The 25,844-nt window shown below is 71.8% G+C and carries 23 protein-coding genes; 12 read left to right on the top strand and 11 right to left on the bottom strand.

Annotated features, from left to right (window positions below; translation table 11 throughout):
- Positions 1–14 precede the first annotated feature (14 nt).
- Genes ACFYPA_RS16080 through ACFYPA_RS16095 form a run of 4 tightly spaced genes read right to left on the bottom strand, consistent with a single transcriptional unit; the run spans position 15 to position 3,528 of the window.
- Positions 15–872 carry a 1,4-dihydroxy-6-naphthoate synthase gene (locus tag ACFYPA_RS16080; protein WP_389132283.1) on the bottom strand — a complete coding sequence of 286 codons (858 nt, stop codon included), beginning with the start codon at positions 870–872 and terminating at the stop codon, positions 15–17.
- A complete protein-coding gene (locus tag ACFYPA_RS16085) occupies positions 853–1,557 on the bottom strand; it encodes a futalosine hydrolase (RefSeq protein ID WP_359077874.1) in 705 nt (234 codons plus the stop codon). Before ACFYPA_RS16085 ends, ACFYPA_RS16080 begins: the two co-directional genes overlap by 20 nt.
- 27 nt (positions 1,558–1,584) lie before the next feature.
- On the bottom strand, positions 1,585–2,064 hold the full coding sequence (locus tag ACFYPA_RS16090) for a DUF2771 domain-containing protein (RefSeq protein WP_359077875.1): 480 nt from the start codon (positions 2,062–2,064) through the stop codon (positions 1,585–1,587).
- A gap of 27 nt (positions 2,065–2,091) precedes the next feature.
- Positions 2,092–3,528, bottom strand: coding sequence for an MFS transporter (locus ACFYPA_RS16095; protein ID WP_389132287.1), 1,437 nt, complete (start codon positions 3,526–3,528; stop codon positions 2,092–2,094).
- Positions 3,529–3,947: 419 nt separating this feature from the next.
- Between ACFYPA_RS16095 and ACFYPA_RS16100 the strand changes: the two genes are divergently transcribed.
- From ACFYPA_RS16100 to ACFYPA_RS16110, 3 genes are all read left to right on the top strand, one after another.
- Positions 3,948–4,883, top strand: coding sequence for a DUF3027 domain-containing protein (locus ACFYPA_RS16100; RefSeq protein WP_359077879.1), 936 nt, complete (start codon positions 3,948–3,950; stop codon positions 4,881–4,883).
- Positions 4,884–5,423: 540 nt separating this feature from the next.
- Entirely contained in the window at positions 5,424–8,630 is a 3,207-nt protein-coding gene (locus tag ACFYPA_RS16105; protein ID WP_389132627.1) for a sacsin N-terminal ATP-binding-like domain-containing protein, read from the top strand.
- A gap of 177 nt (positions 8,631–8,807) precedes the next feature.
- Positions 8,808–9,548 carry a calcium-binding protein gene (locus ACFYPA_RS16110; RefSeq protein ID WP_389132289.1) on the top strand — a complete coding sequence of 247 codons (741 nt, stop codon included), beginning with the start codon at positions 8,808–8,810 and terminating at the stop codon, positions 9,546–9,548.
- A 23-nt stretch (positions 9,549–9,571) separates the two neighbouring features.
- On the opposite strand, the gene ACFYPA_RS16115 is transcribed toward ACFYPA_RS16110, so the two are convergent.
- Together ACFYPA_RS16115 and ACFYPA_RS16120 are read right to left on the bottom strand one after the other, a co-directional pair.
- Positions 9,572–12,067: a cation-translocating P-type ATPase gene (locus ACFYPA_RS16115; RefSeq protein WP_389132291.1), complete on the bottom strand. Its 2,496-nt coding sequence runs from the start codon at positions 12,065–12,067 to the stop codon at positions 9,572–9,574.
- A gap of 113 nt (positions 12,068–12,180) precedes the next feature.
- Positions 12,181–12,465 (bottom strand): DUF2530 domain-containing protein, encoded by a 285-nt coding sequence (locus ACFYPA_RS16120; protein ID WP_359077885.1) that lies wholly within the window; start codon positions 12,463–12,465, stop codon positions 12,181–12,183.
- A gap of 185 nt (positions 12,466–12,650) precedes the next feature.
- On the opposite strand from ACFYPA_RS16120, the gene ACFYPA_RS16125 reads away from it, so the two are divergent.
- On the top strand, positions 12,651–14,105 hold the full coding sequence (locus ACFYPA_RS16125; protein ID WP_359077887.1) for an NCS2 family permease: 1,455 nt from the start codon (positions 12,651–12,653) through the stop codon (positions 14,103–14,105).
- A gap of 46 nt (positions 14,106–14,151) precedes the next feature.
- Here the strand turns inward: ACFYPA_RS16125 and ACFYPA_RS16130 are convergent, their stop codons facing one another.
- On the bottom strand, positions 14,152–14,358 hold the full coding sequence (locus ACFYPA_RS16130) for a ribbon-helix-helix protein, CopG family (protein ID WP_359077889.1): 207 nt from the start codon (positions 14,356–14,358) through the stop codon (positions 14,152–14,154).
- 145 nt (positions 14,359–14,503) lie between these two features.
- Here ACFYPA_RS16130 and ACFYPA_RS16135 point away from each other — a divergent pair, with 145 nt between their 5' ends.
- Together ACFYPA_RS16135 and ACFYPA_RS16140 are read left to right on the top strand one after the other, a co-directional pair.
- Positions 14,504–14,944, top strand: a complete 441-nt coding sequence (locus tag ACFYPA_RS16135; RefSeq protein ID WP_219573152.1) for a MarR family winged helix-turn-helix transcriptional regulator — start codon at positions 14,504–14,506, stop codon at positions 14,942–14,944.
- 96 nt (positions 14,945–15,040) lie between these two features.
- Positions 15,041–16,375, top strand: a complete 1,335-nt coding sequence (locus tag ACFYPA_RS16140) for an MFS transporter (protein ID WP_359077892.1) — start codon at positions 15,041–15,043, stop codon at positions 16,373–16,375.
- Positions 16,376–16,677: 302 nt separating this feature from the next.
- Here the strand turns inward: ACFYPA_RS16140 and ACFYPA_RS16145 are convergent, their stop codons facing one another.
- On the bottom strand, positions 16,678–17,673 hold the full coding sequence (locus tag ACFYPA_RS16145) for an aldo/keto reductase (protein WP_359077894.1): 996 nt from the start codon (positions 17,671–17,673) through the stop codon (positions 16,678–16,680).
- A 161-nt stretch (positions 17,674–17,834) separates the two neighbouring features.
- Here ACFYPA_RS16145 and ACFYPA_RS16150 point away from each other — a divergent pair, with 161 nt between their 5' ends.
- Positions 17,835–18,335: a hypothetical protein gene (locus ACFYPA_RS16150; RefSeq protein WP_359077895.1), complete on the top strand. Its 501-nt coding sequence runs from the start codon at positions 17,835–17,837 to the stop codon at positions 18,333–18,335.
- A 14-nt stretch (positions 18,336–18,349) separates the two neighbouring features.
- Here ACFYPA_RS16150 and ACFYPA_RS16155 read toward each other — a convergent pair whose 3' ends face one another.
- Positions 18,350–19,828, bottom strand: coding sequence for a collagen-binding domain-containing protein (locus ACFYPA_RS16155; protein WP_389132297.1), 1,479 nt, complete (start codon positions 19,826–19,828; stop codon positions 18,350–18,352).
- A gap of 218 nt (positions 19,829–20,046) precedes the next feature.
- On the opposite strand from ACFYPA_RS16155, the gene ACFYPA_RS16160 reads away from it, so the two are divergent.
- Both ACFYPA_RS16160 and ACFYPA_RS16165 read left to right on the top strand, forming a co-directional pair.
- Entirely contained in the window at positions 20,047–21,048 is a 1,002-nt protein-coding gene (locus ACFYPA_RS16160) for an endonuclease/exonuclease/phosphatase family protein (RefSeq protein ID WP_389132300.1), read from the top strand.
- Between the two features lie 105 nt (positions 21,049–21,153).
- The gene (locus ACFYPA_RS16165) at positions 21,154–22,248 is read left to right on the top strand and encodes a hypothetical protein (protein WP_389132303.1); all 1,095 of its coding nucleotides are present in this window, start codon (positions 21,154–21,156) and stop codon (positions 22,246–22,248) included.
- Between the two features lie 12 nt (positions 22,249–22,260).
- Here ACFYPA_RS16165 and ACFYPA_RS16170 read toward each other — a convergent pair whose 3' ends face one another.
- Together ACFYPA_RS16170 and ACFYPA_RS16175 are read right to left on the bottom strand one after the other, a co-directional pair.
- A complete protein-coding gene (locus tag ACFYPA_RS16170; protein WP_389132305.1) occupies positions 22,261–22,686 on the bottom strand; it encodes a hypothetical protein in 426 nt (141 codons plus the stop codon).
- A 151-nt stretch (positions 22,687–22,837) separates the two neighbouring features.
- Complete coding sequence (locus tag ACFYPA_RS16175; RefSeq protein ID WP_359077905.1) at positions 22,838–23,584, bottom strand: SDR family oxidoreductase; 747 nt, start codon at positions 23,582–23,584, stop codon at positions 22,838–22,840.
- 93 nt (positions 23,585–23,677) lie between these two features.
- Here ACFYPA_RS16175 and ACFYPA_RS16180 point away from each other — a divergent pair, with 93 nt between their 5' ends.
- The 3 genes from ACFYPA_RS16180 to ACFYPA_RS16190 all read left to right on the top strand — a co-directional run bounded on the left by ACFYPA_RS16180 (position 23,678) and on the right by ACFYPA_RS16190 (position 25,788).
- Positions 23,678–24,277, top strand: coding sequence for a TetR/AcrR family transcriptional regulator C-terminal ligand-binding domain-containing protein (locus ACFYPA_RS16180; protein ID WP_389132307.1), 600 nt, complete (start codon positions 23,678–23,680; stop codon positions 24,275–24,277).
- Between the two features lie 111 nt (positions 24,278–24,388).
- The gene (locus tag ACFYPA_RS16185; RefSeq protein ID WP_389132310.1) at positions 24,389–24,967 is read left to right on the top strand and encodes a dihydrofolate reductase family protein; all 579 of its coding nucleotides are present in this window, start codon (positions 24,389–24,391) and stop codon (positions 24,965–24,967) included.
- A 230-nt stretch (positions 24,968–25,197) separates the two neighbouring features.
- Entirely contained in the window at positions 25,198–25,788 is a 591-nt protein-coding gene (locus tag ACFYPA_RS16190) for a DUF1062 domain-containing protein (protein WP_359352638.1), read from the top strand.
- The last annotated feature ends 56 nt before the right edge of the window (positions 25,789–25,844 follow it).

Consider the following 25,844-nt stretch of genomic DNA (forward strand, 5'->3'; position numbering starts at 1 on the left):
GCTCGGGCAGGCGCTCAGCCGAACGACAGCGCGTCGGGGCCGAGGGGCGGAACCAGTCCCTCGGCCGCGGCGCGCGTCAGCAGGCCGCGGATCGCCGCGTAGCCGTCCTCGCCGAGGTCGGCGGTGAACTCGTTCACGTACAGACCGATGTGCTGGTCGGCGACGGACGGGTCCATCTCCTGCGCGTGCTCCAGCACGTAGGGGCGCGACGTCTCCGGGTCGTCCCACGCCATCCGTACCGACGTGCGCACCGACTCGGCGAGGAGCTTCAGCGTGTCCGCGCCAAGGGAGCGCTTGGCGATGATCGCGCCGAGCGGGATCGGCAGCCCGGTCGTGTCCTCCCAGTGGCGTCCCATGTCGGCCAGGTTGTGCAGGCCGTAGTTCTGGTACGTGAAGCGGGCCTCGTGGATGACGAGACCGGCGTCGACCTTGCCGTCCCGCACCGCAGGCATGATCTCGTCGAACGGCATGACGACGATCTCGCCCACACCGCCGGGCACGACCTCCGCCGCCCACAGGCGGAAGAGCAGGTAGGCGGTGGAGCGTTCGCTGGGCACGGCGACGGTCTTCCCCGTCAGGTCCGTGCCCGCCTCCTTCGTGAGCACGAGCGGCCCGCAGCCCCGGCCCAGTGCCCCGCCGCACGGCAGCAGCGCGTACTCGTCGAGGACCCAGGGGAGTACGGCGTACGACACCTTGAGCACGTCCAGCTCGCCGCGCTCGGCCATGCCGTTCGTGATGTCGATGTCCGCGAAGGTGACGTCGAGCGCGGGCGCGTCGGGAACCCTGTCGTGCGCCCAGGCGTCGAAGACGAACGTGTCGTTCGGGCACGGCGAGAAGGCGATCCGCAGGGGGTCAGGTGTTGCTGTGGTCATGGTGGAGCCAGCCTTCCAGTACGGGGGTGAGCTTCCCGAACGCCTCGGTGAGCTTGGTCAGCGCGTCGCCGATGCGCCAGGCATCGCGGTCGCGGGGGCCGACGGCGTTCGAGATGGCCCTGATCTCCAGGCAGGGGACGCCGGTCAGGGCGGCCGCCTCCGCCACCCCGAAGCCCTCCATGGCCTCGGCCACGGCGCCGGGGTGTGCGGCGAGCAGGGCGGCGGCGTGTCCGGCGCTGCCGGTCACCGTGGAGACGGTCAGGATGTCGCCGGTCACCGCGCGGGTCGCGGCGACCACCGCCTTCACCAGCGAGCGGGGCGGGAAGTGCCAGACCCGGCCGAAGCCGAGGTCGGTGACGGGCACGAAGCCCGCGGGGGTCTCGGCGCCCAGGTCCGCCGCGCCGATGCGGCCGGCCACGACGAGGGAGCCGACCGGGGCGACACCGTCGAACCCGCCGCCGATGCCGGCCGAGATCACCAGGTCGTAGCGGTCCGAGGCGAGGGCGAACGCGGCGGAGGCCGCGGCGGCGGCCGGTCCCGCGCCGCCCGCGACGACGTCGAACGGGCCCGCGCGGTGGAGCTCCGCGCCCGGCACCGTATGGACACTGACGGCGCGGTCGGGGCCGGACGCACGCGTGACCGCGTCCCGTTCTACCGGGACAGCGGTCACGACAAGCACACGCACGGGGGAGTCCTCCGAGGTCAGGAGGGGTCAGCTGGTCTTCTTGAGCTCGAAGTGCCAGATGCCCAGCAGCTCCTTGCCCTTGGTCTCCACGATGCTGAGCTGCGTGCTGTTCGTGGTCTCGCCGGTCTGGCTGGCGAAGAAGGCGCTGCCCGCGATGGACCGGTACGTCTTCTTGTTCGGCTCCTGCTCGGCCTGCTGGCCGTTGATGAAGATGGTCCAGCCGTTGTCCGCGACCTCGGGGTCGACACCGAAGTGGACCTGGTCCTCCATCGAGACCTTGACGGTCTTCTCCGCCTTCTTGTTGAGGCAGCTGGTGTACTCGGATTCCTTGAGGGCCTTGCCGTCGTTGTAGCAGGACGCCTCGGCACTCACCGAGTTGTCGCCGACCGTCACGGTGGCGAGCGGCGTCGGCTTGTCGCAGGCGGAGAGGACAAGGAGTCCCGCGGACACGGCACCAAGAGCGACGCCGATTCGACGGCCCTTACCGGAGAAGAACGCAACGGTCATGGGCCGAAGGCTATCGGTCGCTCCGGCTCACGCCACGCGGGGGTGCGGCGAGCCGCGCCGCGCGGCCCCCAGCAGACCCCGTACGGACGCTGCCGCACCGACGGCGAGGAGGCCCGCGGCGACCGACATGCCCAGTACTCCGTTGAGGGGGAGGGCGATTCCGATCGCCCCGCCGGCCACCCAGGCCATCTGGAGCAGCGTCTCCGAACGGGCGAAGGCGGAGGTCCGTACCTCCTCCGGTACGTCGCGCTGGATCATCGCGTCCAGCGACAGCTTCGACAGGGCCTGGGTGAAGCCCGCCGTGGCCGCGAGCGCGGCGACCATCACCGTGCTGAAGAAGGCGGCGGCCAGCACGGCGATGCCCAGGGCCAGGCCCAGCACCGAGGCGATGATGATCTCGGGGCCGCGCGCCTTGAGCCAGGAGCCGACCGCGGTACCCAGCGCGTTGCCCACCCCGGCCGCCACACCGACGATGCCGAGCGAGATCGCGGCGCTCTGCCCGGACAGCGGGTGCTCGCGCAGCAGGAACGCCAGGAAGAAGATGAGGAAGCCGGAGAGCGCCCGGTGCGAGGCGTTGGCCTGGAGCCCGTGCAGGACGGACGGGCCGACGGACCGCAGCCCGGGCCGCTTCTCCTTCTCGCCGTTCTTGTCCTTGGCGGGCTTCTTGCCGTTCTTGGGCGGGGCGTTCTTCCGCAGCGGTTCGGGCCGGACGTCCCCCTCGCCGTGCGGTGGCACCAGGTGCGCCTTCCGCTCGCCCTTCGCCGAGTCCACCTTGTGCGGCAGCGTGAACGCGAGCACGGCCCCGCCGACGAAGATCGCGCAAGCGCCGTACAGCGGCCACGGGGGCCCGATGGTCTGGAGCCCCGCCCCGATGGGCGCCGCGACACCCGTCGCCAGGAGACCGGCCAGGGTGACCCGTGAATTGGCCTTCACGAGCGAGAAACGGGGTGGCAGCAGCCGCGGTACGACGGCGCTGCGCACCACTCCGTACGCCTTCGAGCACACCAGTACGCCCAGGGCGGCCGGGTACAGCTCCAGGCCGCCGGTGGCGACCGCGCCCGACATGGTGAGCGCCAGCACGGCCCGGGCCAGCATGGAGCCGGCCATGGCGGCGCGGCGGCCGTGCGGCAGGCGGTCCAGGAGCGGGCCGATGACCGGGGCGAGGAGGATGAACGGCGCCATGGTGACGGCGAGGTACAGCGCGACCCGGCCGCGCGCCTGGTCCGTCGGTACGGAGAAGAACACGGTCGACGCGAGCGCCACGGTGATCATCACGTCGCCCGCGCCGTTCACCGCGTGCAGCTCGATCAGTTTGCCGAGGCCCGACTCACCCGCCCCGTGGGCGTGCGTCGCCTTCCGGATGCCTCGGGCGGTGCCGGTGAACGGGGACCGCAGGGCATGACCGATCGACCGGCCCGTTCTGCGGAGCGGGCCGGCTTCGTCGTGCGACCGGGCAGAAGCCACTTGGTCATAGTGCCCCAGTCCCCGGCATCACGAACCGAGATCGGCGCGGGGCGCGGTGTCTACCGCCCCGTCGGGTCAGTGATCGGCCAGGTCGCAGGGGGTGCGGTGGTGCGGATCGGGGTGGCCGGAGCGCGCTCTTCACAGGGGACACGGCGTCGGATACGGCGTCGTTTGGGACGGGCAGGTGGGCGAGGAGCGGCGGAGAGGGTAGCGTGCGTAGCGCGCCACCGGCGGTTGTTCTTGGCCGCGCGCCTCTCGGCGATCCCGCAGAATGGATCGAAGAAGGTGCGCCCGAGGCAGGCACAACGGGTGTGGACGTCGACGCGGCCCCCAGGTCCGCTCCGCCCGCAACCGTATGGCCGAAATCGATGGATGTGCTGGCGCGCTCGTGAGACTGGCGTAGGAGAGAAGCGAGACCTGTGAGTGCTGCGACGACGCGAAGCCGTACGGCCCGTACCCCCGTCCCCGACCGCCTGTGCGCCGAGGCCGTAGACCTCGCCCGCGCGTCGGCCGAGGAAGCGGCCGCGCCAGGGGTGGTGGGTGAGCATGTGGCCGTGGTCCCCGAGGGGGACCGGGTCGTCACGCACTACTTCGAGTGCAAGGACCCGGCCTACCGGGGCTGGCGCTGGGCGGTGACGGTCGCCAGGGCCTCCCGCGCGAAGAACGTCACGCTGGACGAGACGGTCCTGCTGCCGGGCACCGACGCGCTGCTCGCGCCGGAGTGGGTGCCGTGGAGCGAGCGGCTGCGGCCGGGCGACATGGGGCCGGGCGACCTGCTGCCCACCGAGGCGGACGACCTGCGTCTGGAGCCGGGCTACACCGGCGACGACGAGCTGCCGCCGAACTCCGCGGTCGCCGCGGTGTCCGGCGAGCTGGCGGAGCTCGTCGACGCGGAGGACGCCGAACTGACGACCCGCCCGGAGCCGCCGCGCCGCGGGTCGATCGCGGCGGTCGCGGACGAGCTGGGCATGCGGCGTGCGCGGGTGCTGTCCCGGTACGGGCTGCACGCGGCGGCCGACCGCTGGGACGAGGGGTTCGGCGCGAAGACGCCGATGGCGCAGGCGGCCCCGGCGACGTGTGTGTCGTGTGCCTTCCTGGTGCCGCTCGCCGGTTCGCTGAAGCAGGCCTTCGGGGTGTGCGCGAACGAGTTCGGTCCGGCGGACGGGCACGTGGTGTCCCTGTCGTACGGGTGCGGTGGGCATTCGGAGGCCGCGGTGATGCCGAAGCCGCCGAAGCCGGCGCCGCATGCGCTGGACACGATGCAGGTGGACGAGTACCCGCTGCGTCCGGCGCGGGATTCCGGCTCCGTGCCGGTGGAGGCCGACGGGCCGACGGAGGACCTGGGTCACTCGTAGGCAGTGGCCCGGGAGCGGTTTCCCACGGGGTGCGGGTTGCTCCGGCGGACCGGTTCCGTCCTCAAGCGCCGGACGGGCTGGGTTTGTGGGTGGGGGTTCGGGGTCCCTCCGGGGCGTCTCCTCAGACGACGAACGTTCGGCGGGTCCGTAGCCGACCCGGGTATCTGTTCGTCGTCCTGCGGGGACTCCCCTGCACGCCCCCGAACCCGCCCGCCGTGAGTCTGCGACGGTCATCGGGCTGGTCCGCAGACGCAGGGGCGGCCGGGTGGGGGCGTGCAGGGCAGTCCCCGCAGAAAATGGCGTACGACCCGGGTTCCATTGCGGCGTCGGGTGCACACGCCATTTTTGAGGAGTCTGCCCGGAGGGGCCCCACCCCCACCCACCGGGCAGAAGCGCCCCGCACCCCGCGGAGCACCCGCACAAAACCAGCCCGTCCGGCGCTTGAGGACGGAACCCCGCGCCCGGGCCGGGGCACACTGGGCAGCGCGGGGTACGCGCGACCGGAGCACGGACCACGGACGAGGGAGTAACGGCGTGAGCATGAATGCGACCGAGGGGGCCGACCCGTTCGGGACCGCGCGGCTGCGACGCGGCGTGCTCGATGCCTGGGGCGCCGGCCCCGCCCGCTTCCGTGAGGACGCCAACGCCGAGGAGGACCTCGCGCTCGGTGGCTACCGCGACCGCCTCGTCGTCGAGCTGGCCCAGAACGCCGCCGACGCGGCGGCCCGCGCCCATGTGCCCGGCCGGCTCCGGTTGACCCTGCACCCGGCGACCGAGGTCGCCCCCGCCGTCCTGGCCGCCGCGAACACCGGCGCGCCCCTGGACGCCACCGGCGTGGAGTCGCTGTCCACCCTGCGGGCCTCCGCCAAGCGCGAGGGGCATGAGGGGGCCGTCGGCAGGTTCGGTGTCGGGTTCGCCGCCGTGCTCGCGGTGAGCGACGAGCCGGCCGTCGTCGGCCGGCACGGCGGCGTGCGCTGGTCCCTCGCCGAGGCCCGCGACCTCGCCCGCGAGGCGGCCGTCGGCAGCCCCGGCCTGGGTGACGAGCTGCGCCGCCGGGACGGCCACGTACCGCTGCTGCGGCTCCCGCTGCCCGCCGAGGGCAGCGCGCCCGACGGCTACGACACCGTCGTCGTCCTGCCGCTGCGCGACGGCGTGGCCGAGGACCTCGTCGGCCGGCTGCTCGACGCCGTGGACGACGCCCTGCTGCTCACCCTGGCCGGCCTGGACGAGATCGTCGTCGAAACCCCGGACGCCGTACGGACGTTGCGGCGCTCGCAGCACGGCCCGTACACACACGTCGAGGACTCCGCGCGCGGCACGAACCGCTGGCGGACCGTCTCCCACCACGGCCCCGTCGAGCCCGCGCTGCTCGCCGACCGTCCGCTGGAGGAACGGCTGCGCCCGCACTGGTCGGTGACCTGGGCCGTCCCCGTCGACGAGGAGGGCGCCCCCGTCCACCCCCGTACCGCCCCCGTCGTGCACGCCCCGACGCCCACCGACGAACCCCTCGGCTTTCCCGCGCTGCTCATCGCCTCGCTGCCGCTGGACACCACCCGCCGGCACCCCGCGCCCGGCCCGCTCACCGACTTCCTGGTGCAGCGCGCGGCCGACGCGTACGCGGAACTGCTCGCCGACTGGCAGCCGGTGACCGTGGCCACCATCGGGCTCGTGCCCGGGCCGCTCGGCAAGGGCGAGCTGGACGGCGCGCTGCGGGGCGCCGTGCTGGAGCGGCTGCCGCGCGTCGCCTTCCTGGAGCCGGCCGCACCCCGCGACCCCGCCGCCGAGCCCGACCGGTGGGACAGCTGGGACGCGGGGGCGGAGAGCGCCCGCAAGGCCACCACCGCGCTGCGGCCGATCGAGGCCGAGGTGCTGGAGGGCGTCGGCGCCGAGACGGTCACGGTGCTGGCCGAGGTGCTGCCGTGCCTGCTGCCCGCCGGACTCGAGCGCCGCGGCGAACTGCGGACGCTCGGCGTCGCCCGCGTACCGCTGACCGAGGCGATCGACCGGCTCGCGGGTCTGGAGCGCGACCCCGGCTGGTGGCGGCGGCTCTACGACAGCCTGGCAGGGGTCGACCCGGACCGGCTGTCGGGCCTTCCGGTGCCGCTCGCCGGGACGGCGTCCCAGGGCCCGGACCCGGACGCCCCGGCCGTGCCGCGTACGACGATCGGCCCCCGGCAGATCCTGCTCCCGCTGCCCGACGCGCTGACCGGCCCCGTCCTGGACCGACTCGGCCGGCTCGGGCTGAAGGTCGCGCACCCGGACGCCGCGCACCCGCTCCTGGAGAAGCTCGGCGCCCTGCCCGCCACGCCGCGCGCCGTGCTGAGCACCCCGCAGGTGCGGGCCGCCGTCGCCGGTTCGATGGACGCGGGCGAGATCTGGGACGAGGACGCGCTGGACGGCGACGAACTCGTGGAGACCGTCCTCACCCTGGTCAGGGACGCCGACCTGGCGCCGGGCGAGGAGCCCTGGCTCGGTGCGCTCGCCCTGCCCGACGAGGACGGCGAGCTCGCACCGGCCGGTGAACTGGTGCTGCCCGGCAGCCCGTTCGCCGCCGTCATGCGTGAGGGCGAACTCGCCCACTGCGACGCGGACCTGGCCGACCGCTGGGGCGAGCAGCCGCTCACCGCCTGCGGGGTGCTCGCCACGTTCGCCCTTGTCCGGGCCACCGACGTGGTCCTGGACCCGGACGAACTGGAGCCCCGCGACAGCGACTTCGCCGAACCCGACGACGCCGGACTGCTCGACGCCGTCGACGTGTGGTGCGAGGACATCCTCGACCAGCTCCCGGACACCCCCGTACCGCCCGTCGCCACCGAGATCGTCGCCGTCCGCGACCTCGACCTCGTCGACGACGACGCCTGGCCCCAGGCCCTCGCCCTCCTGGCCAAGCCGCCGCTGCGCGACGCGCTGACCCAGCCGGTGCGCGTGCTGCTCCCGGACGGCACGACGCAGTCCGTACGCCCGTACACCGCCTGGTGGCTGCGCGACCACCCGGTGCTGGACGGCCGCCGCCCGGCCGGTCTGCGCGCCCATGGCGGGGACCCCCGGCTGGCGGGCCTGTACGACTCCGCCGACGCGACGGGCTTCGACGACGCGCAGGTGCTGCGCGCCCTCGGTGTGCGGACCTCGGTCGCGGCCCTGCTGGACGAGCCCGGCGGGGCGGCCGAACTGCTCGGCCGGCTCGCGGACGAGGACCGCCCGGTCGGCCCCGTACAACTGCACTCCCTGTACACGGCGCTGGCCGACCTCGACCCGGAGCAGGTCACGCTGCCGGACGAGCTGCGGGCCGTCGTCGACGGCGAGGTGCGGGTGGTCGACGCGGCGGACGCGGTGATCGCGGACGCCCCGGACCTGCTGCCGCTGACCGGGGGAGTGGCGCTGCTGCCCGTCGCCCCGGCGAGCGCGGCGGAGCTGGCCGAGCTGCTCCAAGTGCGGCGGCTCGGCGAGAGCGTCGCGGCGGAGGTGACGTCCGAGGGCGAGGAGCACCAGGTCCCGGAGCCGGTCCGGATCCTGCTCGGCCCCGGCACCCCGGACACGTACGTCGAGCACGGCGAGCTGCTCGCGGGCGGCGCCGAGCTGGACTGGCGCCGCACCCCGGACGGTGTCGTCCACGCCGCGACCCTGGAGGGCGTCGCGGCGGGCCTGGCCTGGGCGGCGGGCCAGTGGCCGCGCCGCTTCGAGGTCGCGGCCCTGCTGGAGGACCCGTCCCGCACGGACGAACTGGCCCGGGACCGCTGGTTCGACTGAGCACGGGGCGGCGCGCGCCGCGAGCGGCCCGGTATCAGTGTGCTGCGCGAAATCTTCACACCTTCGTACAACCCTTCACATTCGTTCCCTGTCTGGTCTGTTGAGTCGTCGACTCGACCGACCTATCGGCCGACGGTCCGCCTGCGGACCGGGGCCCATTCCCACGGGGAAACACACATGCGCATGCGCACCTCTGCCGCCGTCACCGTCGGCGCCCTGGCCCTGACCGCCCTCGCCGTACCGGCCGCGCAGGCCGACAGCGGCTACGGCGACATCGCCCTCACCAAGGTCACGGTGAACGGCGGCAAGAACGTCGTCGTCGGCACCAGCCTCGTCAAGAAGTTCACCGTCTCCGTGACCGCCAGGGACAACTCCGGGATCGCGGGTGCCGACATCTCCCTGGACGGCCCCGGGTTCGGCTACTTCTCCGGCAAGACCCGTTGCTCCGGCAGCACCTGCACGGCCACGTTCATCGTCGACCCCAAGGTCGACCTGGCGTACTCCAACGACATCGCCGGCACCTGGTACGTCGACGCGTGGGTGGACGCCAAGGACGGCGACTACGTCTGGACGCAGAAGGCGCGCTCCTTCAAGTTCCAGCGCGCCGCGCGGCAGTCGGCCAACGCAGGCCCGGAGCCGGTGAAGAAGGGCAAGACCCTTACGGTCACCGGCAAGCTGGAGCGGGCCAGCTGGACCGACTTCAAGTACCACGGCTACGGCGCCCAGCCGGTGAAGCTCCAGTTCTGCAAGAAGGGCAGCAGGACCTACACCACGGTGAAGACCGTCAGGACCAACACCGCCGGCAACCTGAAGACCACCGTGAAGGCCTCGGTGGACGGCTACTGGCGCTACAGCTTCGCCGGTACGTCCACCACGCCGGCCGCCACCTCCACGGGCGACTTCGTCGACGTGAAGTAGCCCCGTCCGGTTCGGCGCCGCCGCTACACCGGGAAGCGGCGGCCCACCAGGCGCCAGGCGTACTCCAGGGCGACCGAGGCCACCACGGCGATGCCCACCGCCGTCCACGGCATCGTCGTCCCCACCAGCTTCAGGGCGAAGAAGTCCTGGAGCCAGGGCACCACGAGCACGATCACGAATGCCAGCCCCATCGCCGCGACCAGGCAGATCCGCCACCAGGTGTAGGGGCGCGCGATGATCGCCAGGACCCACATCGAGACCAGGAACAGCGTGAGCGTGGCCGCGCTCGTCTCCGCGTCGAGTGCGTCCGTACCGGAGTAGTGGTGCCCGGCGATCAGGTACGTCGTGAAGGTGGCGACGGCCGCGATGACGCCCGAGGGGACCGCGTACCGCATGACGCGGCGTACGAAGTGCGGATGTGCCCGTTCCCTGTTGGGGGCCAGGGCCAGGAAGAACGCCGGGATGCCGATCGTCAGCGTCGACAGCAGGGTCAGATGGCGGGGGAGGAACGGGTACTCGACCTGGAAGCAGACCACCAGGATCGCCAGCAGCACCGAGTAGACGGTCTTCGTCAGGAACAGGGTGGCGACCCGGGTGATGTTGCCGATGACGCGGCGGCCCTCGGCGACGACGGACGGCAGCGTGGCGAAGCTGTTGTTGAGCAGCACGATCTGGGCGACGGCCCGGGTCGCCTCCGAGCCCGAGCCCATGGAGACGCCGATGTCGGCGTCCTTGAGGGCCAGGACGTCGTTGACGCCGTCGCCCGTCATCGCGACGGTGTGGCCGCGGGACTGGAGGGCGGCGACCATCTCCCGCTTCTGCTGCGGGGTGACGCGGCCGAAGACCGTGTTCTCCTCCATGGCGGTGGCCATGGCGTCGGGATCGGTGGGCAGCTTGCGCGCGTCCAGAGTGTGCTCGGCGCCGGGCAGCCCGAGCTTCGCGGCGACCGCGCCGACCGAGACGGCGTTGTCGCCGGAGATCACCTTCGTGGCGACCCGCTGCTCGGCGAAGTAGGCGAGCGTCTCCCCGGCGTCGGGCCGCAGCCGCTGTTCCAGGACGACCAGCGCGGTCGGTACGGCTCCGGCGGCGGCGTCGGAGCCGTCCAGCTCGTCCCGCGCCCTGGCCAGCAGCAGCACCCGCAGGCCCTGCTCGTTGAGCTGCTCGATCTCGGCGAGCGCCGGGTCCGCCTCGGGCAGCAGCACGTCGGGGGCGCCGAGCAGCCAGGACGACGTGCGCCCCTCGCCCTCGTCGAACGCGGCGCCGCTGTACTTGCGGGCCGAGGAGAAGGGCAGCGCCTGGGTGACGGTCCACGCCTGCTCTTCGGGAACCGGGTAGGTGTCGATGATGGCCTGCAGGCTGGCGTTGGGGTGCGGATCGGAGGCGCCGAAGGCCCCGAGGACGCGGTGCAGGTACGAGTCGTCCGCCCCGTTCAGCGCGCGGACCTCGGTGACGTCCATGCCGCCCTCGGTGAGGGTGCCGGTCTTGTCCAGGCAGACGACGTCGACCCGGGCCAGGCCCTCGATGGCGGGGAGCTCCTGCACGAGGCACTGCTTGCGCCCCAGCCGTACGACCCCGATCGCGAAGGCGACCGAGGTGAGCAGGACCAGGCCCTCCGGGATCATCGGGACGATGCCGCCGACGGTCCGGGCGACCGAGTCCTTGAAGTTGTTGTCCTTGACGACGAGCTGGCTGATGATCAGGCCGATCGCGGTCGGGATCATCATCCAGGTGACGTACTTGAGGATGGTGGAGATGCCGCTGCGCAGCTCGGACTGGACGAGCGTGAAGCGGGAGGCCTCCTCGGCGAGCTGTGCGGCATAGGCCTCGCGGCCCACCTTGGTGGCGGCGAAGGCCCCGCCGCCGGCGACGACGAAGCTGCCGGACATGACGGCGTCCCCGGCCCGTTTCAGCACCGGGTCGGCCTCGCCGGTGAGCAGGGACTCGTCGACCTCCAGGCTGTCGGCCTCGGTGACCGTGCCGTCCACGATGACCTTGTCGCCGGGGCCGAGCTCGACGACGTCGCCGAGGACGATCTCGGAGACGGAGACCTCGGCGGCCACCCCGTCCCGTCGCACGGTGGGTTTCGCCTCGCCGATGACCGCGAGGCTGTCCAGGGTCTTCTTGGCCCGCCACTCCTGCACGATGCCGATGCCGGTGTTGGCGATGATCACGAAGCCGAAGAGGCTGTCCTGGATCGGCGCGACGCACAGCATGATCACCCAGAGCACGCCGATGATCAGGTTGAACCGGGTGAAGACGTTGGCGCGGACGATCTCGGTCACGGACCGGGAGGAGCGCACCGGTACGTCGTTGACCTCGCCGCGGGCGATCCGCTCGGCGACCTCGGCGGCGGTCAGCCCGCGCGCGGCGGTGGCCGGGGCGGGCAGATCCACCGGGTGGACCGGATCGAGCTCGGAACCGGCGTCGATCGTCTTCGGGCGGCCGGCGCCGGGGGGTCCGGAGGGACCGGAGGAACCGGTCGGCTGTTCCCCGGAGGGATCGAGTGCCCGCTGAGTCATGGTTCCGACGGTACGGGCGGAACGTCCGATTCACCCACCGGGGGTCCGAAGATCAGACCGGGGGAGGAGAGGAATGGTCCCGTGGGTGGACGGCTCCGGGGCGCGAGCCCGCCTCAGGCGGTTGCGCCCGGAGTGTCCGTCTGATCATCGCGCGCCGCGGCGGCCCGCTTGAGTGCCGCCTCGCGGCCCCGTACGTACCAGATGCCGATCAGGCCGAGTCCGGCACCGGCCAGACACGTCCACACCCACCACAGGTGCCCGTGATCGTCGAACCAGCCGTAGAACGGGAGCTGGACCAGGAAGAGGACGAACCAGAGGATCGTGCCGCCCGTGATGGTCGCGACGACCGGCCCCTCCAGGGGCTCGGGTGCCTCGTGCTTCGGTGTCCACTTCTCCATGCCGCCAGTGTATGCGCGGCGTACATAAACGCGATCAGGCCAGTCGGCGCATGGGTCTACGCGCGGAGATAGCGATCTTCGCCTTATGTATTCATACTGAATCTGCTTACGACTGTCTCGAATTATTCGTGCGAAAGTCCAAAGCTGACCACTTTTAACCCCTCTACGCACGACTGAGGTCATACATGTCCCCCTCGGCCACCGCTCCGGTCGACTCCACGCCGCCTTCGCCGCCGCAGCCCACCGGCGGCCTGGACGGTTTCTTCAAGATCTCCGAGCGGGGGTCGTCGGTCGCGCGTGAGATCCGCGGCGGCTTCGCCACGTTCTTCGCGATGGCGTACATCATCGTCCTGAACCCGATCATCCTGGGCAGCGCGAAGGACATGTACGGCCACCAGCTCGACAGTGGTCAGCTGGTCACCGCGACGGTCCTGACCGCGGCGTTCTCCACCCTGCTCATGGGCGTCATCGGCAACGTGCCGATCGCGCTGGCCGCGGGCCTCGGCGTCAACACCGTCGTCGCCCTCCAGCTCGCCCCCCGGATGAGCTGGCCCGACGCGATGGGCATGGTCGTCCTCGCGGGCATCGTGGTCATGCTGCTGGTCGCCACCGGGCTGCGGGAACGCGTGATGAACGCCGTACCGACCTCGCTCCGCAAGGGCATCGCGATCGGCATCGGTCTCTTCATCCTGCTGATCGGCCTGGTCGACTCGGGCTTCGTCTCCCGGATGCCCGACCTCGCGCACACCACCGTGCCGCTCCAGCTGGGCAGCGACGGCCACCTCAACGGCTGGCCCGTCCTGATCTTCGTCCTGGGCGCACTGCTCACGCTCGTGCTGATCGTCCGCAAGGTGCCGGGCGCGATCCTGATCTCCATCGTGGCCATGACGGGCGTCGCGCTGATCATCGAGGCGGCCACCGACCTGCCGGGCGAGGCCTGGGGCCTCACCGTGCCGCAGTGGCCGGGCAATCCGGTCGCCTCGCCCGACTTCGGGCTGATCGGCGATGTCAGTCTGTTCGGCGGCTTCGACAAGGTCGGTGTCCTCACCGGCATCCTGTTCGTCTTCACCGTGCTGCTGTCCTGCTTCTTCGACGCGATGGGCACCATCCTCGGCGTCGGCGACGAGGCCAAGCTGACCGACAAGGACGGCAACTTCCCCGGCATCAACAAGGTGCTGTTCGTCGACGGCATCGCGGTCGCCGCGGGTGGTGCGAGCTCCGCCTCGGCGGGCACCTGCTTCGTGGAGTCCACGGCGGGCGTCGGTGAGGGCGCCCGTACCGGCTTCGCGAGCATCGTGACGGGTCTGCTGTTCACCGCGTCGCTGTTCCTCACGCCGCTGGCGACCATGGTCCCCTCGCAGGCGGCCACTCCGGCGCTGCTGGCGGTCGGCTTCCTGATCATCGCGGGCTCGGTGCGGGACATCGACTGGAGCGACTACACGCTCGCGGTCCCGGCCTTCCTCGCCATGGTGATGATGCCGTTCACGTACTCGATCACCAACGGCATCGGAATCGGCTTCATCACGTTCTGCGTGCTGCGGCTGGCCGTCGGGCGCGGTCGGGAGGTGCCGGCGGCCATGTACGCGGTGTCGGCGGTCTTCGTCTTCTACTACGCGATGCCGGCGCTCGGCCTCACGTGATCCCCGGAGGGTCACGGACGCGGAAGCGGGCTCGCGGCCCAGGGGGTCACGTGACCTCCTCGGCCGCGACCTCCTCCGCTCCGTAGAACTTCTCCGTCTCGTCGACGGCCGCCTGGAAGCGCTCGTCGAAATCGTCGCGAATGAGCGTCCGGACCACATAGTCCTGGACGCTCATTCCGCGTTTGGCGGCGTGCTGCTTGAGCCGGTCGAGCAGCTCACCGTCTATCCGCAGGCTGAGCACTGTCGATCCCATGGCAAGCAGGGTTACGTCCCACGGGCCCGACACGCGTGACTTTCCGGATTCGACTCACTCGTTTGGGTGATCGATTGGTGGTTCGGCCCGCGCGCGTGTACCACCGAGTGGTCTTTAGGGTAGGTAATGAGTTACGCTAACAAACATGCCTGACCTGATCCACGACAGCGACAGTGCCGCCGCCGTGAGCTCCCTGCGTTCCGCCGTCATGCTGCTCGGCCGGCGCCTCAAGCACCAGCGCGTCGACGAGTCGCTGAGCCCCACCGAGATGTCGGTGCTCGGCACGCTCGCGCGTTGCGGTTCGGCCACCCCCGGTGAGCTGGCCCGCAAGGAGCACGTGCAGCCGCCGTCGATGACCCGCATCGTCGCGCTGCTGGAAGCCAAGGGACTGGTCAGACTGGAACCGCACCCCGATGACCGTCGTCAGAAGATGGTCAGCCAGACCGAGCAGGCCGAAGCCATGCTCGCCGAGAGCCGCTCCAAGCGGAACGCCTGGCTGACCACCCTCGCCGAAGGCCTGGACGAGGACGAGTGGGAGACGCTGCGCAACGCGGCGCCCGTGCTGGAGAAGCTCGCCCACCTGTAGCGGAGCGGGCCGCGCCGGAAAGCAACCGGCGCACCGCCCCCACCGCCGCATCCTTGTCAGTCAGCGCAATGTCCACGCCCGAGGAGGCGAACCCTTTTGAGTACGGGATCCGGAGCAGACTCCGCCCCCGCACCGACTTCCACCCACGAGAGCAAGCCCGGCGGGACCTTCTCGTCGCTGAAGATCCGTAACTACCGCCTGTTCGCAACCGGCGCCGTGATCTCCAACACCGGTACCTGGATGTCCCGCATCACGCAGGACTGGCTCGTCCTGAGCCTCACCGGGTCCGCCACCGCCGTCGGTATCACCACGGCGCTCCAGTTCCTCCCCATGCTCCTCTTCGGCCTGTACGGCGGCGTCATCGCCGACCGGCTCCCGAAGCGCAAGCTCCTGCTCTTCAGCCAGGCGGCACTAGGCCTGTGCGGGGTCGCGCTCGCGATCCTCACGCTCTCGGGCATGGTCCAGGTGTGGCACGTCTACCTGATCGCCTTCCTGCTCGGCATGGTCACGGTCGTGGACAACCCGGCCCGCCAGGCGTTCGTCTCCGAGATGGTCGGCCCCGCACAGTTGCGGAACGCGGTCAGCCTGAACTCGGCGAACTTCCAGTCCGCCCGGCTCGTCGGCCCCGCCGTCGCGGGTGTGCTGATCACCTCGGTCGGCAGCGGCTGGGCGTTCATGTTCAACGGCCTGTCGTTCCTCGCACCCCTCGTCGGCCTGCTGATGATGCGTACGAGCGAACTGCACAAGGCCGTCGTCATCCCGCGCGCCAAGGGGCAGCTCCGCGAGGGGCTGCGGTACGTCTCCGGGCGCCCCGAGCTGATCTGGCCGATCGTCCTCGTCGGCTTCGTCGGCACGTTCGGTTTCAACTTCCCGATCTGGCTGACGGCCTTCGCGGACGAGGTCTTCCACGGCGGCGCCGGGATGTACTCGTTCTTCAACATCCTGATGGCGGCCGGCTCCCTCGCCGGCGCCCTCCTCGCCGCCCGCCGTCGCTCCTCGCGGCTGCGGATGCTGGTGGCCGCCGGTACGGCGTTCGGCGTGCTGGAGGTCGTCGCCTCCCTGGCGCCCTCCGTCTGGATCTTCGCGATCCTGCTGGTCCCGATCGGCATGATCGGCCTGACGACCAACATCAGCGCGAACACCAGCGTGCAGATGGCTTCCGACCCGGCCATGCGCGGCCGGGTGATGAGCCTGTACATGATGGTCTTCGCCGGGGGTACGCCGGTGGGCGCCCCGATCGTCGGCTGGATCAGCGACGCGTACGGCGTCCGCACCGGTATGGCGGTCGGCGGGGCGTTCTCCCTGGTGGCCGCGCTCGGAGTCGGCTTCATGCTGGCCCGCGTCGGCGGCCTGCGCCTCAAGGTCGACCTGCGCCCGGGCCGCCCGCACGTGCGGTTCGTCCCGCGCGAGCAGCTGGCGACGGCGGCCTGAGAGCCGCCCAGCCGTCCGTACGGACGTGATACGGCCCCGCCCGGGATCCGGGCGGGGCCGTACGCGTACCGCGCCCCCTGCCCGGCGCCGGCGCGCCGCGGTGACCGCGCCCCGGGGCGGCCCCGGTACGAGGTGGGACGGGCCTGGGCGCTGGGAAGGTGAGCGGGGCGGTTACGCTCGTCGGGTGGACCCGAAGACCAGAAACCGCATTATGGCGGCCGTGCTCGTGCTGATGTTCGCCGTCGTCGCCGTGGCGGCCGCCCTCGGATGATCCGCCGGGGACGGCCGCCCACGAGCCGCTCCTACCAGGCGAAGTTCTCCGGCGACGGGCCCGGGCCGGGGAAGATCTCCTCCAGCGCGCCCAGCACCTCGTCCGTCAGCTCCAGCTCCACCGCGCGCAGCGCGGAGTCGAGCTGTTCCCGCGTCCGCGGGCCGGAGATCGGGCCGGTGACGCCGGGCCGCGTCAGCAGCCAGGCCAGGCCCACCTCGCCGGGCTCCAGGCCGTGCTTGGCCAGCAGGTCCTCGTACGACTGGATCTGCGCGCGCACCTTCGGGTCGGCCAGCGCCTCGGCGGAGCGGCCCGAGACGGACCGGGCGCCGCCGCCGTCGCGCTCCTTGCGGATCGCGCCGCCGAGCAGCCCGCCGTGCAGGGGCGACCAGGGGATGACCCCGAGGCCGTACTCCTGGGCGGCCGGGATGACCTCCATCTCGGCCCCGCGCTCCATCAGGTTGTAGATGCACTGCTCGCTGACCAGCCCGTAGCTGCCCCGCTGCCGGGCCCTCTCGTTGGCCTGGGCGATCTTGTAGCCGGAGAAGTTGGACGAGCCCGCGTAGAGGATCTTGCCCTGCTGGATCAGTACGTCGATGGCCTGCCAGATCTCGTCGATCGGCGTGGAGCGGTCGACGTGGTGGAACTGGTACAGGTCGATGTGGTCCGTCTGCAGCCGCTTCAGGCTGGCGTCGACGGCCCGGCGGATGTTGAAGGCGGACAGCTTGTCGTGGTTGGGCCACGCCTCACCGTCGGCGCCCATGTTGCCGTAGACCTTGGTGGCGAGCACGACCTTGTCGCGACGGTCGCCGCCCTGCGCGAACCAGGTGCCGAGGATCTCCTCGGTGCGGCCCTTGTTCTCGCCCCACCCGTAGACGTTCGCGGTGTCGAAGAAGTTGACGCCCGCGTCCAGGGCGGCGTCCATGAGTGCGTGGCTGTCGCTCTCGTTGGTCTGGGGGCCGAAGTTCATCGTCCCGAGGACGAGGCGGCTGACCTTGAGTCCGGTGCGTCCGAGCTGCGTGTACTTCATGGGGGCAAGCCAACGCCTTCGAGTCCGCTCGAAGCAAGGGTGGATCTCCGTGGCGGGTGCCGTTCACCCCGTCCGGCGGCGCGGCACGCGCGGCGGGAGCCGCCCCCCGACCCGGCACGCACCCTCCGGCCGTCGGCGCTCTGCGGCGTAGCCTGGGAACCGTGAATTCCACTCCCGAGGTACTGGCCGTACTCGGCGACCTGCTCGCCGCCGCGGCTCCCGAAGACCGTGGCGCCCTCTGGCAACTGGACCGTCAGGGACGTGAGTTGGACGCCAATCTGGTCCGGTTGCCGGCAGGTGCCGAGGTGGGGGAGCACCAGGAGGACGTGCTGGACGTCCTCCTGGTGGTCCTCGAGGGCAGCGGCCGCCTCACCCCGGGCGACGGCGGCGAGCCCCTGACTCTCATCCCCACCACGGCCACCTGGCTGCCGCGCACCTCGCGCCGCTCCCTGGCCGCGGGCCCGGACGGCCTCGCCTACCTCACGGTGCACCGCCGCCGCCCCGGCCTCGCGATCAAGCGCGCGCCGGCCGCGTCGGTGACGCACGAGGGGGGCGAGGCGCCCTGTGCCCTGGACCGGGTGTGCCCCGAGTGCGGCCGCATGTCGCAGGAGTCCGCACCGAAGTACTGCGGCGAGTGCGGGGAACGCTTCCCCGACCGCTGATCCCGGGGACCGTGTCAGTGCCGCGGCCGACGGCGGCGCCCCAGGAGGAAGAGACCGGCGGTGACGAGGAGAAGGCTTCCGCTCGCCGCGACGAGGGCCGTGGTCGTACCGGTGTCGGCGAGCCCCCCGCCGGGCCTGTGGTGGTCGTGTCCACCGTCGTCGTATCCGCCGTGTCCGCCGCGTCCGCCGTGGTCGTGTCCGCCGTGGTCGGGCAGTGGCGGGGTGGGGCTGAAGTGCGCGCGCGTCGGCGTGGGAGTCGGCTCGGTGGGTGTCGGTGTGGGGTCGGTGGGCGTGGGAGTCGGCGTCGGTTCGGTGGGTGTCGGCGTCGGCTCGGTGGGTGTCGGTGTGGGCGTCGGTTCCGTCGGAGTGGGAGTGGGTTCCGTCGGGGTGGGCGTCGGCGAGGGGGGCTCCCCGCCGGTGCAGTCGATGTCGGCGGCGAACGGGAACTGGTGGATCTCGCCCGCGTCGACCGAGGAGGCGCCGCCCTCCGTCAGCGGACCGGCCGTCAGTTCCCGCACCACGACCGTGCCTTCGATGTTGGACGCGGCGAGGTCCGTGAGATGGGCCCGGGGCGCGAAGACGGTGCCCTCCAGGGAGTCGCCGTCCGCCATGGTGATGTCGGTGGCGTCGGGGAAGTTCCACAGCATGTACGGGGCCTGGTCACCGGACACCCCGGCGAGGTTCGGCAGGTGCCAGACGTACGTACTGTCCGTCCCCGTCGTGTCGACGTCGACCACGAACGGCGTCGACGCCGTCGGGGGTGTGTCGAACGTGATCTCGGAGAGGTTGTTCAGCTGCTCACCGGTCAGCCGGAGCACGTTCGTCTCCCCTTCGGTGAGGGTGACATGGGCGCTGGTCCCGGCCGGGAAGCCGGTCTGGTCGGGCAGCGGGTTCCCGGCGGCGTCACGCAGGATGACGTTCGTGTCGCAGGTGTCGATCGCGTCGGAGCGGTCGCGGTACGTCGCGAAGAGCGCGTCGAGGTCGGGCAGCCCGGTGGTGTCGGTGACCGACTCGACGGGCTGGCGCACGGTCGTCTCGATCCGGGGCGTCGAGTTGTACGCGGCACCGGCCGCGACGACCTGCGTGGTGACGTCGGCGCCGTTGACGTCCGTGTCCAGGACGGACGACCCCGTCGCGTCGCCGATCTTCACGTAGCCGTCGCTGAGGACCTTCAGCACACCCTGCGGTGAGCTGCCCGCGTGGTCGGCCCTGCCGCCCACGAGCAGGGCCGTCGGGCGGTCGTCACCGGGAGCGGTGAAGGTGCCGGGGGTCTGCAGCGCCACGTTGTACCCGGGGCCGTAGGTGAGGTCCCCGCCGATGGCCACCGAGCCCTCGGTCTCGGTGCTGCCCAGGGTGGCGTCGTCCTGGACGAGCACGCCGAAGCCGTTGTCCCCGGCCAGCGGGTTGCCCGAGTAGTCGGCCGCGGCCGGAAGCGCGGAGGCCAGGCCCAGGACACAGACGGTCGCGGCGGCGGCGAGATGGGTGCGTTTCATGCCGCGGACCGTAGGTGTGGTGGTCCGGCAGTACGGAGCGACGAGGCCGCAGGGTCACCCGCACGGGGGCCGCACTCCTACGACTGGCGGCCGGTCCTGGAGGCGTTCGCGCGTCCGGTCGGGGCGAGAGGGCCGCTGCCGCGCACCCCTGGAACTGTGCGGCCCGGCAGACCGTCCTCGACAACGAGGCCGGCTCGTGGAAGGGGCGTACGGAACACATGGTGGAGCGGACGGACAGCGGCGCGGCCACGGCGGCGAAGGCGGGCGTCTCCCGGTGGGCGTGGGAGCGCCCGGGGCGTTGGGTGCGAGGCCGGGTGATCGCCGTACTCGCCCTGCTCACGGCGCTCCTGCTCGCGTTCCCCGGGGTGGTGCCCAACCGGCCCGGCCACCTGGGAAGCCTGCTGGAGGCGTTCCTGCCCTGGCTCGGCCTCGCGGTCGTGCCCCTGCTCGCCGCCGCCCTGCTGCGTCGCTCGGCCACGGCGCTCGTCTCCCTGTGCCTGCCGGTGGCGGCGTGGGCGTACGCGTTCGGCGGGCTGTTCCTCGCCGCGCCGGAGCCCGGCGAGCGCGATCTGGTCGTGGTGCAGCACAACGTGAGCGACGTGAACACGGACCCGGCGGGCACGGCCCGCATCCTGGCCGGGGCCGGGCCGGACCTGATCGCGCTGGAGGAACTGGTCCCGGCCGCCCTGCCGGCGTACGAGAAGGCCCTCGCCCCCGACTTCCGGTTCCACGAGGTCCGGGGCACGGTCGGGATCTGGTCCAAGCACCCGCTCTCCGGCACGCAGGCGGTGGACATCAAGCCCAAGGGCATCGCCGAGGGCTGGAGTCGTGGCCTGCGCACCGTGGTGCACACCCCGCACGGCGAAGTCGCCGCCTACGTCGCCCACTTGCCCTCGATCCGCGTCGGCGCAGGGGGACTGGCCTCCTCCTGGCGGGACGAGAGCGCCCATCTGCTGGGCCGGGCCGTCGCCGCGGAGACCGTGGCGAAGGTGATCGTGCTGGGCGACCTCAACAGCACGGTCGACGATCGCGGCCTGTCGCCGCTGGTCTCGCAACTGAACGTGCCGGAGCGCGGATTCGCGTTCAGCTTCCCCGCGTCCTTCCCGCTGGCCCGCATCGACCAGGTCCTTGCCCGCTCGGCGACGGTCGGCCGCATCCGCACCCTGCCCGCGACGGGCAGTGACCACCTGCCCATCACCGCCCGTGTCACGCTGAGTTGAGCCACCGGCGCCACCGGCCGCCGGCCGTGGCCTGTGTGATGATGCACGGATGATCCGGCCGGTCCTGGGGAGGGGCCGGACGCGTAGCAGGGGTGGGAGTGCAGCGTGGGCAAGGACGGGACATCCATACCGGACGAGGAGTGGGAGCGCTTCCTCCGGGACGCCGAAGCCGGCACGCCTGGGGCGCCCGAGGAGCCGTCGGCGCGCGCCAGGATGGTGGCGAGCCGCCTGACGGACGAGCCCGCTCAGCCGGACGGATGGCGTACGCACCGGCCGCCGACGCGGTCGGGGGGCAAGGCCGGGTACTTCGTCGGGTTCTTCGTGCTGGTCGCCCTGCTCGTCGTCGCGCTGAATCCGGGGTGGGTCACCGGCTGGTTCTCGGGAAGCGACGACTCCCCGCCCCTCGCCGCCGAGTCGACGAGCCCGACGCGGCCGCCGGCCACGCGGGCCGCCGCCGAACGCCCCACCCTGGACGAGCCGTTCAGGGGGTCGCCCGCAGCCTCCTGGGGTGACGGAGTGGCCGCACTGCCCCTGCCCGAGGCGCGGGCCACGGGCTGGATGAGCAAGGCGGAGGTCGCCCGGGCGCTCGAACGGTCCCGTGACTTCCTCGTCGCGTCCTCCCTCGACCCCGAAGTGCTGCGCGGGGAACGTCCGACGAAGGCCATCGCTCTGCTCAACCCGCATCAGAAGGACGTCCAGGAGTACCTGACCGCGGCATTCAGTAAGCCGAACGCGGACGACGATCCCCTGAAGCTGTTCAGCCGCTTCGCGCCGTCGAAGGTGCGACTCGTCGGGGACGTGGTGAAGACCCGGGGCCGGATCACGTACCGCGAGGGCAAGCGGGGCGCGGTCGAGGTGGCGGCCGACGTCACGTACGTCTACCCGGTCGTACGCGCCGCCGAAGGCAGCGACGAGGTCACGCGTACGATCGTGCGCCGCGAGGTCGTGATGGGCTGGGACGACCCGGCGAAGATCATCATCGAACCGGGGACGTTCTCCCTCGTGTCCCGCCGCTCGGACACCGCCAACGGCGGCTGCGACAACCACACCGGCTTCTTCCTCCCCGAGTTCGCCGCCGAACGCGCCGTCACCGTCGGTCCGCGCGGTGACGAGGTCGACCCGTACGACCGGAGCACGACGATGGACGCCCGCATGGCGGGAAGCGACGAAGCCGGATGCGGAGCCGCCAGCCGGCTGTGAGCGGGGGGCGGGTCAGGGGCCGGCGGGCCGCCTCGGCCCGGTGAGTGCGGCTTCCAGGGTCTCGCGGGTCGGCTCGATCACCAGGGCGTCGTCCCGCAAGCCCGCCGGAAGGTGCGCGTACGCCTCCGGCGAGCACACGACCCCCGCTCTGCTCGGGTCGATGACCGTGACGCCCAGGCGCGAGACCAGTTCCGCGAGGATGGCGAACACGCCGCCGGACTGGGGGCGGTGCACCCCGATGCACCGCTCGTCGACGAAGATCTCGGCCTCGCTGCCGTCGGACGCGCGAACGAGGAACGCCAGAGTGCCGTCCGCCGCCGCGCCCCCCGGAGCGCCGACGTCATACGGTTCCAGAAGGGCCCGTACCGAGGCCAGGTCCAGCGGCACGGGTGTCTCGGCACCCTCGACGAACGTGAACATCATCGGGCTCCAGCCCATGGCAGCCGCCTCCCCTCCTACGTCTTCGTGGCCCCATGGTGGGGGACCGCCCGGGTCGCGGCGGAGGCGGGGTCCGGGAAGGCGGAGTCACCCCGGCCACCGCCCCGCGCCCCGCCCCGCGCCGCCCCGCAGCCCGCCGGATGCCCGCGACTCAGGCGATCCCGCCGTTCGCGTACAGGACCTGCCCGTTGATCCAGCGGCCGGGACCGGCGAGGAACGCGACGGCTTCGGCGATGTCGTCCGGCGTCCCGAGGCGGTCGAGCGGGGTGCGGGACGCGATGGCGTCGATGACCTCCTGCGGCTTGCCGTCCAGGAAGAGCGGCGTGGCCGTCGGGCCGGGGGCCACGGCGTTCACCGTCACGTCACGGCCCTTCAGCTCGCGGGCGAGGATCAGCGTCATCGCCTCGACGGCGCCCTTCGTGGCGGCGTAGGCCCCGTACGTGGGCTGCTGGAGGCGGGTCACCGAGGTCGAGAAGTTGATCAGGGCGCCGCCGGGCCGCAGCGTACGGGCGGCGAGCCGCGACACGACGAACGTGCCGCGCACGTTGGTGCGGTGCATCCGGTCGAAGTCGGCGAGGTCGAGCTCGGCGATCGGTGAGAGGAGCATGATCCCGGCGGTGTTGACGACCACGTCGACGCCGCCGTACAGCTTCTCGGCCGTCGCGAAGAGCGCGGCCATCACGTCCTCGTCGGCCACGTCGCCACCGATCGCGGTCGCGACCCCGCCGGCCGCCTCGACGCCGGCGACGACCTCCGCGGCACGGGACTCGTCCCTGCCGTAGTGCACGACGACGGCGAGACCGTCGGAGGCGAGCCGCTCGGCGACGGCGCGGCCGATGCCGCCGGAGGCGCCGGTGACGATGGCTACGCGGCGTGCGGATTCGGTGCTCGGGTTCATGGGGTCCGGCCTCCTCGAATTTATGGACGATCCGTCCATAAAATAAATGTAGACTGATCGTCCATATACGGCAAGCCGAAGAGTCGAGGGCGCGTGGACGAGCCGACGGAGCCCGGCAGGCGTGGTCGCGGCCGCCGCCCGGCCGCGGAAGTGCGGCAGGCGGTGCTGGAGGCCGCCGGCGCGATGCTGTTCGAGGCGGGACTGACCGGGATCACCTTCGAGAAGGTGGCCGCCCGCGCCGGGGCGAGCAAGATGACGCTCTACAAGTGGTGGCCCTCGCCCGGCGCGCTCGCCTTCGAGGCGTACTTCACGGCCGTCGAGGACACCCTCGCCTTCGCGGACACCGGCGACATCGAGCGCGACCTCACGGCCCAGCTCCACTCCTTCGTCGGCCTGCTCGGCGGCCGGCCCGCCGGACCCGTGATCGCCCAGTTCGTCGGCGCGGCACAGACCGACCCCGCGCTGGCCGACGCCCTCGCGCGGCACTACGTCCACCCGCGCCGCCGTCTCGCGGTGGACCGGCTCACCCGGGCGCGGCAAGCGGGCCAGATCCGTGCCGAGGTCGACCCCCAGGTGGTCGTCGACCAGCTCTGGGGCGCGTGCTACCACCGCCTCATGATGCCGGACGAGCCCCTGGACACCGCCTTCGCCGACGCCCTGATCGACAACCTCCTGCGCGGCATCCGGGAGTGAGGGCTCCGGCGTGCCGATGAGTCCGGCCGCGAGGGCCGGTCTGTACTTACGGAAGGGTTCACGGCGCGCGGACTACGACGCGCGACCGGCCCCGCACGTGAGGAGAGCATCATGACGGCCACCTACACATTCGACGTCTTCTCCAGCCTCGACGGCTTCGGCGGCGCAGGCGGCGACTGGACCGGTTACTGGGGCAAGCAGGGCCCTGAGCTCCTGGCCCACCGCCTCGCCCTGTACGCCGAGACGCAGCGGATGGTCTTCGGGGCGCACACCTACCGGCTGTTCGCGCAGATGCTGGCCGAGAGCACCAAGGAGTCCGACGTTCGCGATCCCTGGGTGACACGGATGAGGAGCCTGCCGACGACGGTGGTGTCGACCACGCTCGACGGTTCCCTCGACTGGCCGGACGCGACCGTCGCGAGTGGTGATGCCGTCGACGTCGTCGCCCGGCTCAAGGAGGAGTCCGAGGTGCCGTTGCGCTCGCACGGCAGCCTGTCGATGAACCGGGCGCTGATGGCCGCCGGGCTGGTGGACCGCGTCCAGGTGACGCTCTTCCCCGTGATCACCGGCCGGACGGGGCAGGACCCGATCTTCAAGGGCGCGGCCGACTTCGACCTTGAGCTGATCGGCCACCGCACGCTCGACGACCACATCCAGGAGCTCACGTACCGGCCCACGCTGCATCCGTAAGCGGACGGGTCCGGCGAACGCCCCTGCGAGGAGCCGGACTTCATCCTGCGGGAAATCCAGTGGTACGCCACCGCCGGACGCCGCTACCGTGCTGCCGAACCACGTCGCCCAGGCAAGGACGCCCCGTTGTACACCCTGTGAGACCTCCCAAGCGCTGAATCGTCGCGCGTCGCGCATGTGCGCCGCGCTCCTTCTTGCTGCGGTCTTCTCACTGGAACCGGTGTACTTCTGTGCTCAAAACCTGGGTGGTCACTCCCACCTGCCTTCCTCTCGTCGTCCGTCGCTGCCACGTGTGCGCGTCCGATCGCTTCCGGACGGACGGCAAGTTCCGCGTCAACGCACACCACAAGCTCCTCGACGCCTGGCTCCTCGCGCTCTGCACTGCTTGCGGGGGGACGACGAAGCTCACGGTCCTGGAGCGGACACAAGTGCGGTCCATACCAGCCGAGTCGCTCAACCGAATGCATGACAACGACGCAAGCCTGGCGGCGCGGTTGCTTCAGGAACCGGGCGTACGTCGCCGCAACCGCATCGCCCTCGACTGGGACAACGCCTGGCGCCTCGACACCGCCGGATCGGACCACCTCGACGACGAGCACCGCGACGGCGACGCCAACGACGCCGCCAACGGCGACGAGGCCCTCGACGTCACGGTCCGTTTCGCGGCGCGGATTCCTGTCCGGCCGGTGCGCCTGATCGCTGAAGGCTGCGGTCTGCCGCGGGCCGAGGTCGAGCGACTGGCCGCGGCGGGGAAGCTGATATCGGCAGTCCGGTTGAGCGGCAGGCTCTCCGGCGATTTCACCTTCCTGCTCAAGCGCTGAGCCCGATCGGGACGAGGGGCCTGTCCGGCGCAGACCGCCGGGCAGGCCCCGCTCCG

The organism is Streptomyces sp. NPDC005775 (genome assembly GCF_042871565.1).
Classification (GTDB): Bacteria; Actinomycetota; Actinomycetes; order Streptomycetales; family Streptomycetaceae; genus Streptomyces.

What these genes read in the sequence shown, in the direction of transcription:
- ACFYPA_RS16080 (WP_389132283.1), bottom strand. Translation starts at nt 872, where the DNA reads ATGACCACAGCAACACCTGACCCCCTGCGGATCGCCTTCTCGCCGTGC.
- ACFYPA_RS16090 (WP_359077875.1), bottom strand. Translation starts at nt 2,064, where the DNA reads ATGACCGTTGCGTTCTTCTCCGGTAAGGGCCGTCGAATCGGCGTCGCT.
- ACFYPA_RS16105 (WP_389132627.1), top strand. Translation starts at nt 5,424, where the DNA reads ATGAATGCGACCGAGGGGGCCGACCCGTTCGGGACCGCGCGGCTGCGA.
- ACFYPA_RS16110 (WP_389132289.1), top strand. Translation starts at nt 8,808, where the DNA reads ATGCGCATGCGCACCTCTGCCGCCGTCACCGTCGGCGCCCTGGCCCTG.
- ACFYPA_RS16115 (WP_389132291.1), bottom strand. Translation starts at nt 12,067, where the DNA reads ATGACTCAGCGGGCACTCGATCCCTCCGGGGAACAGCCGACCGGTTCC.
- ACFYPA_RS16120 (WP_359077885.1), bottom strand. Translation starts at nt 12,465, where the DNA reads ATGGAGAAGTGGACACCGAAGCACGAGGCACCCGAGCCCCTGGAGGGG.
- ACFYPA_RS16125 (WP_359077887.1), top strand. Translation starts at nt 12,651, where the DNA reads ATGTCCCCCTCGGCCACCGCTCCGGTCGACTCCACGCCGCCTTCGCCG.
- ACFYPA_RS16130 (WP_359077889.1), bottom strand. Translation starts at nt 14,358, where the DNA reads ATGGGATCGACAGTGCTCAGCCTGCGGATAGACGGTGAGCTGCTCGAC.
- ACFYPA_RS16135 (WP_219573152.1), top strand. Translation starts at nt 14,504, where the DNA reads ATGCCTGACCTGATCCACGACAGCGACAGTGCCGCCGCCGTGAGCTCC.
- ACFYPA_RS16145 (WP_359077894.1), bottom strand. Translation starts at nt 17,673, where the DNA reads ATGAAGTACACGCAGCTCGGACGCACCGGACTCAAGGTCAGCCGCCTC.
- ACFYPA_RS16155 (WP_389132297.1), bottom strand. Translation starts at nt 19,828, where the DNA reads ATGAAACGCACCCATCTCGCCGCCGCCGCGACCGTCTGTGTCCTGGGC.
- ACFYPA_RS16160 (WP_389132300.1), top strand. Translation starts at nt 20,047, where the DNA reads ATGGTGGAGCGGACGGACAGCGGCGCGGCCACGGCGGCGAAGGCGGGC.
- ACFYPA_RS16170 (WP_389132305.1), bottom strand. Translation starts at nt 22,686, where the DNA reads ATGGGCTGGAGCCCGATGATGTTCACGTTCGTCGAGGGTGCCGAGACA.
- ACFYPA_RS16175 (WP_359077905.1), bottom strand. Translation starts at nt 23,584, where the DNA reads ATGAACCCGAGCACCGAATCCGCACGCCGCGTAGCCATCGTCACCGGC.
- ACFYPA_RS16185 (WP_389132310.1), top strand. Translation starts at nt 24,389, where the DNA reads ATGACGGCCACCTACACATTCGACGTCTTCTCCAGCCTCGACGGCTTC.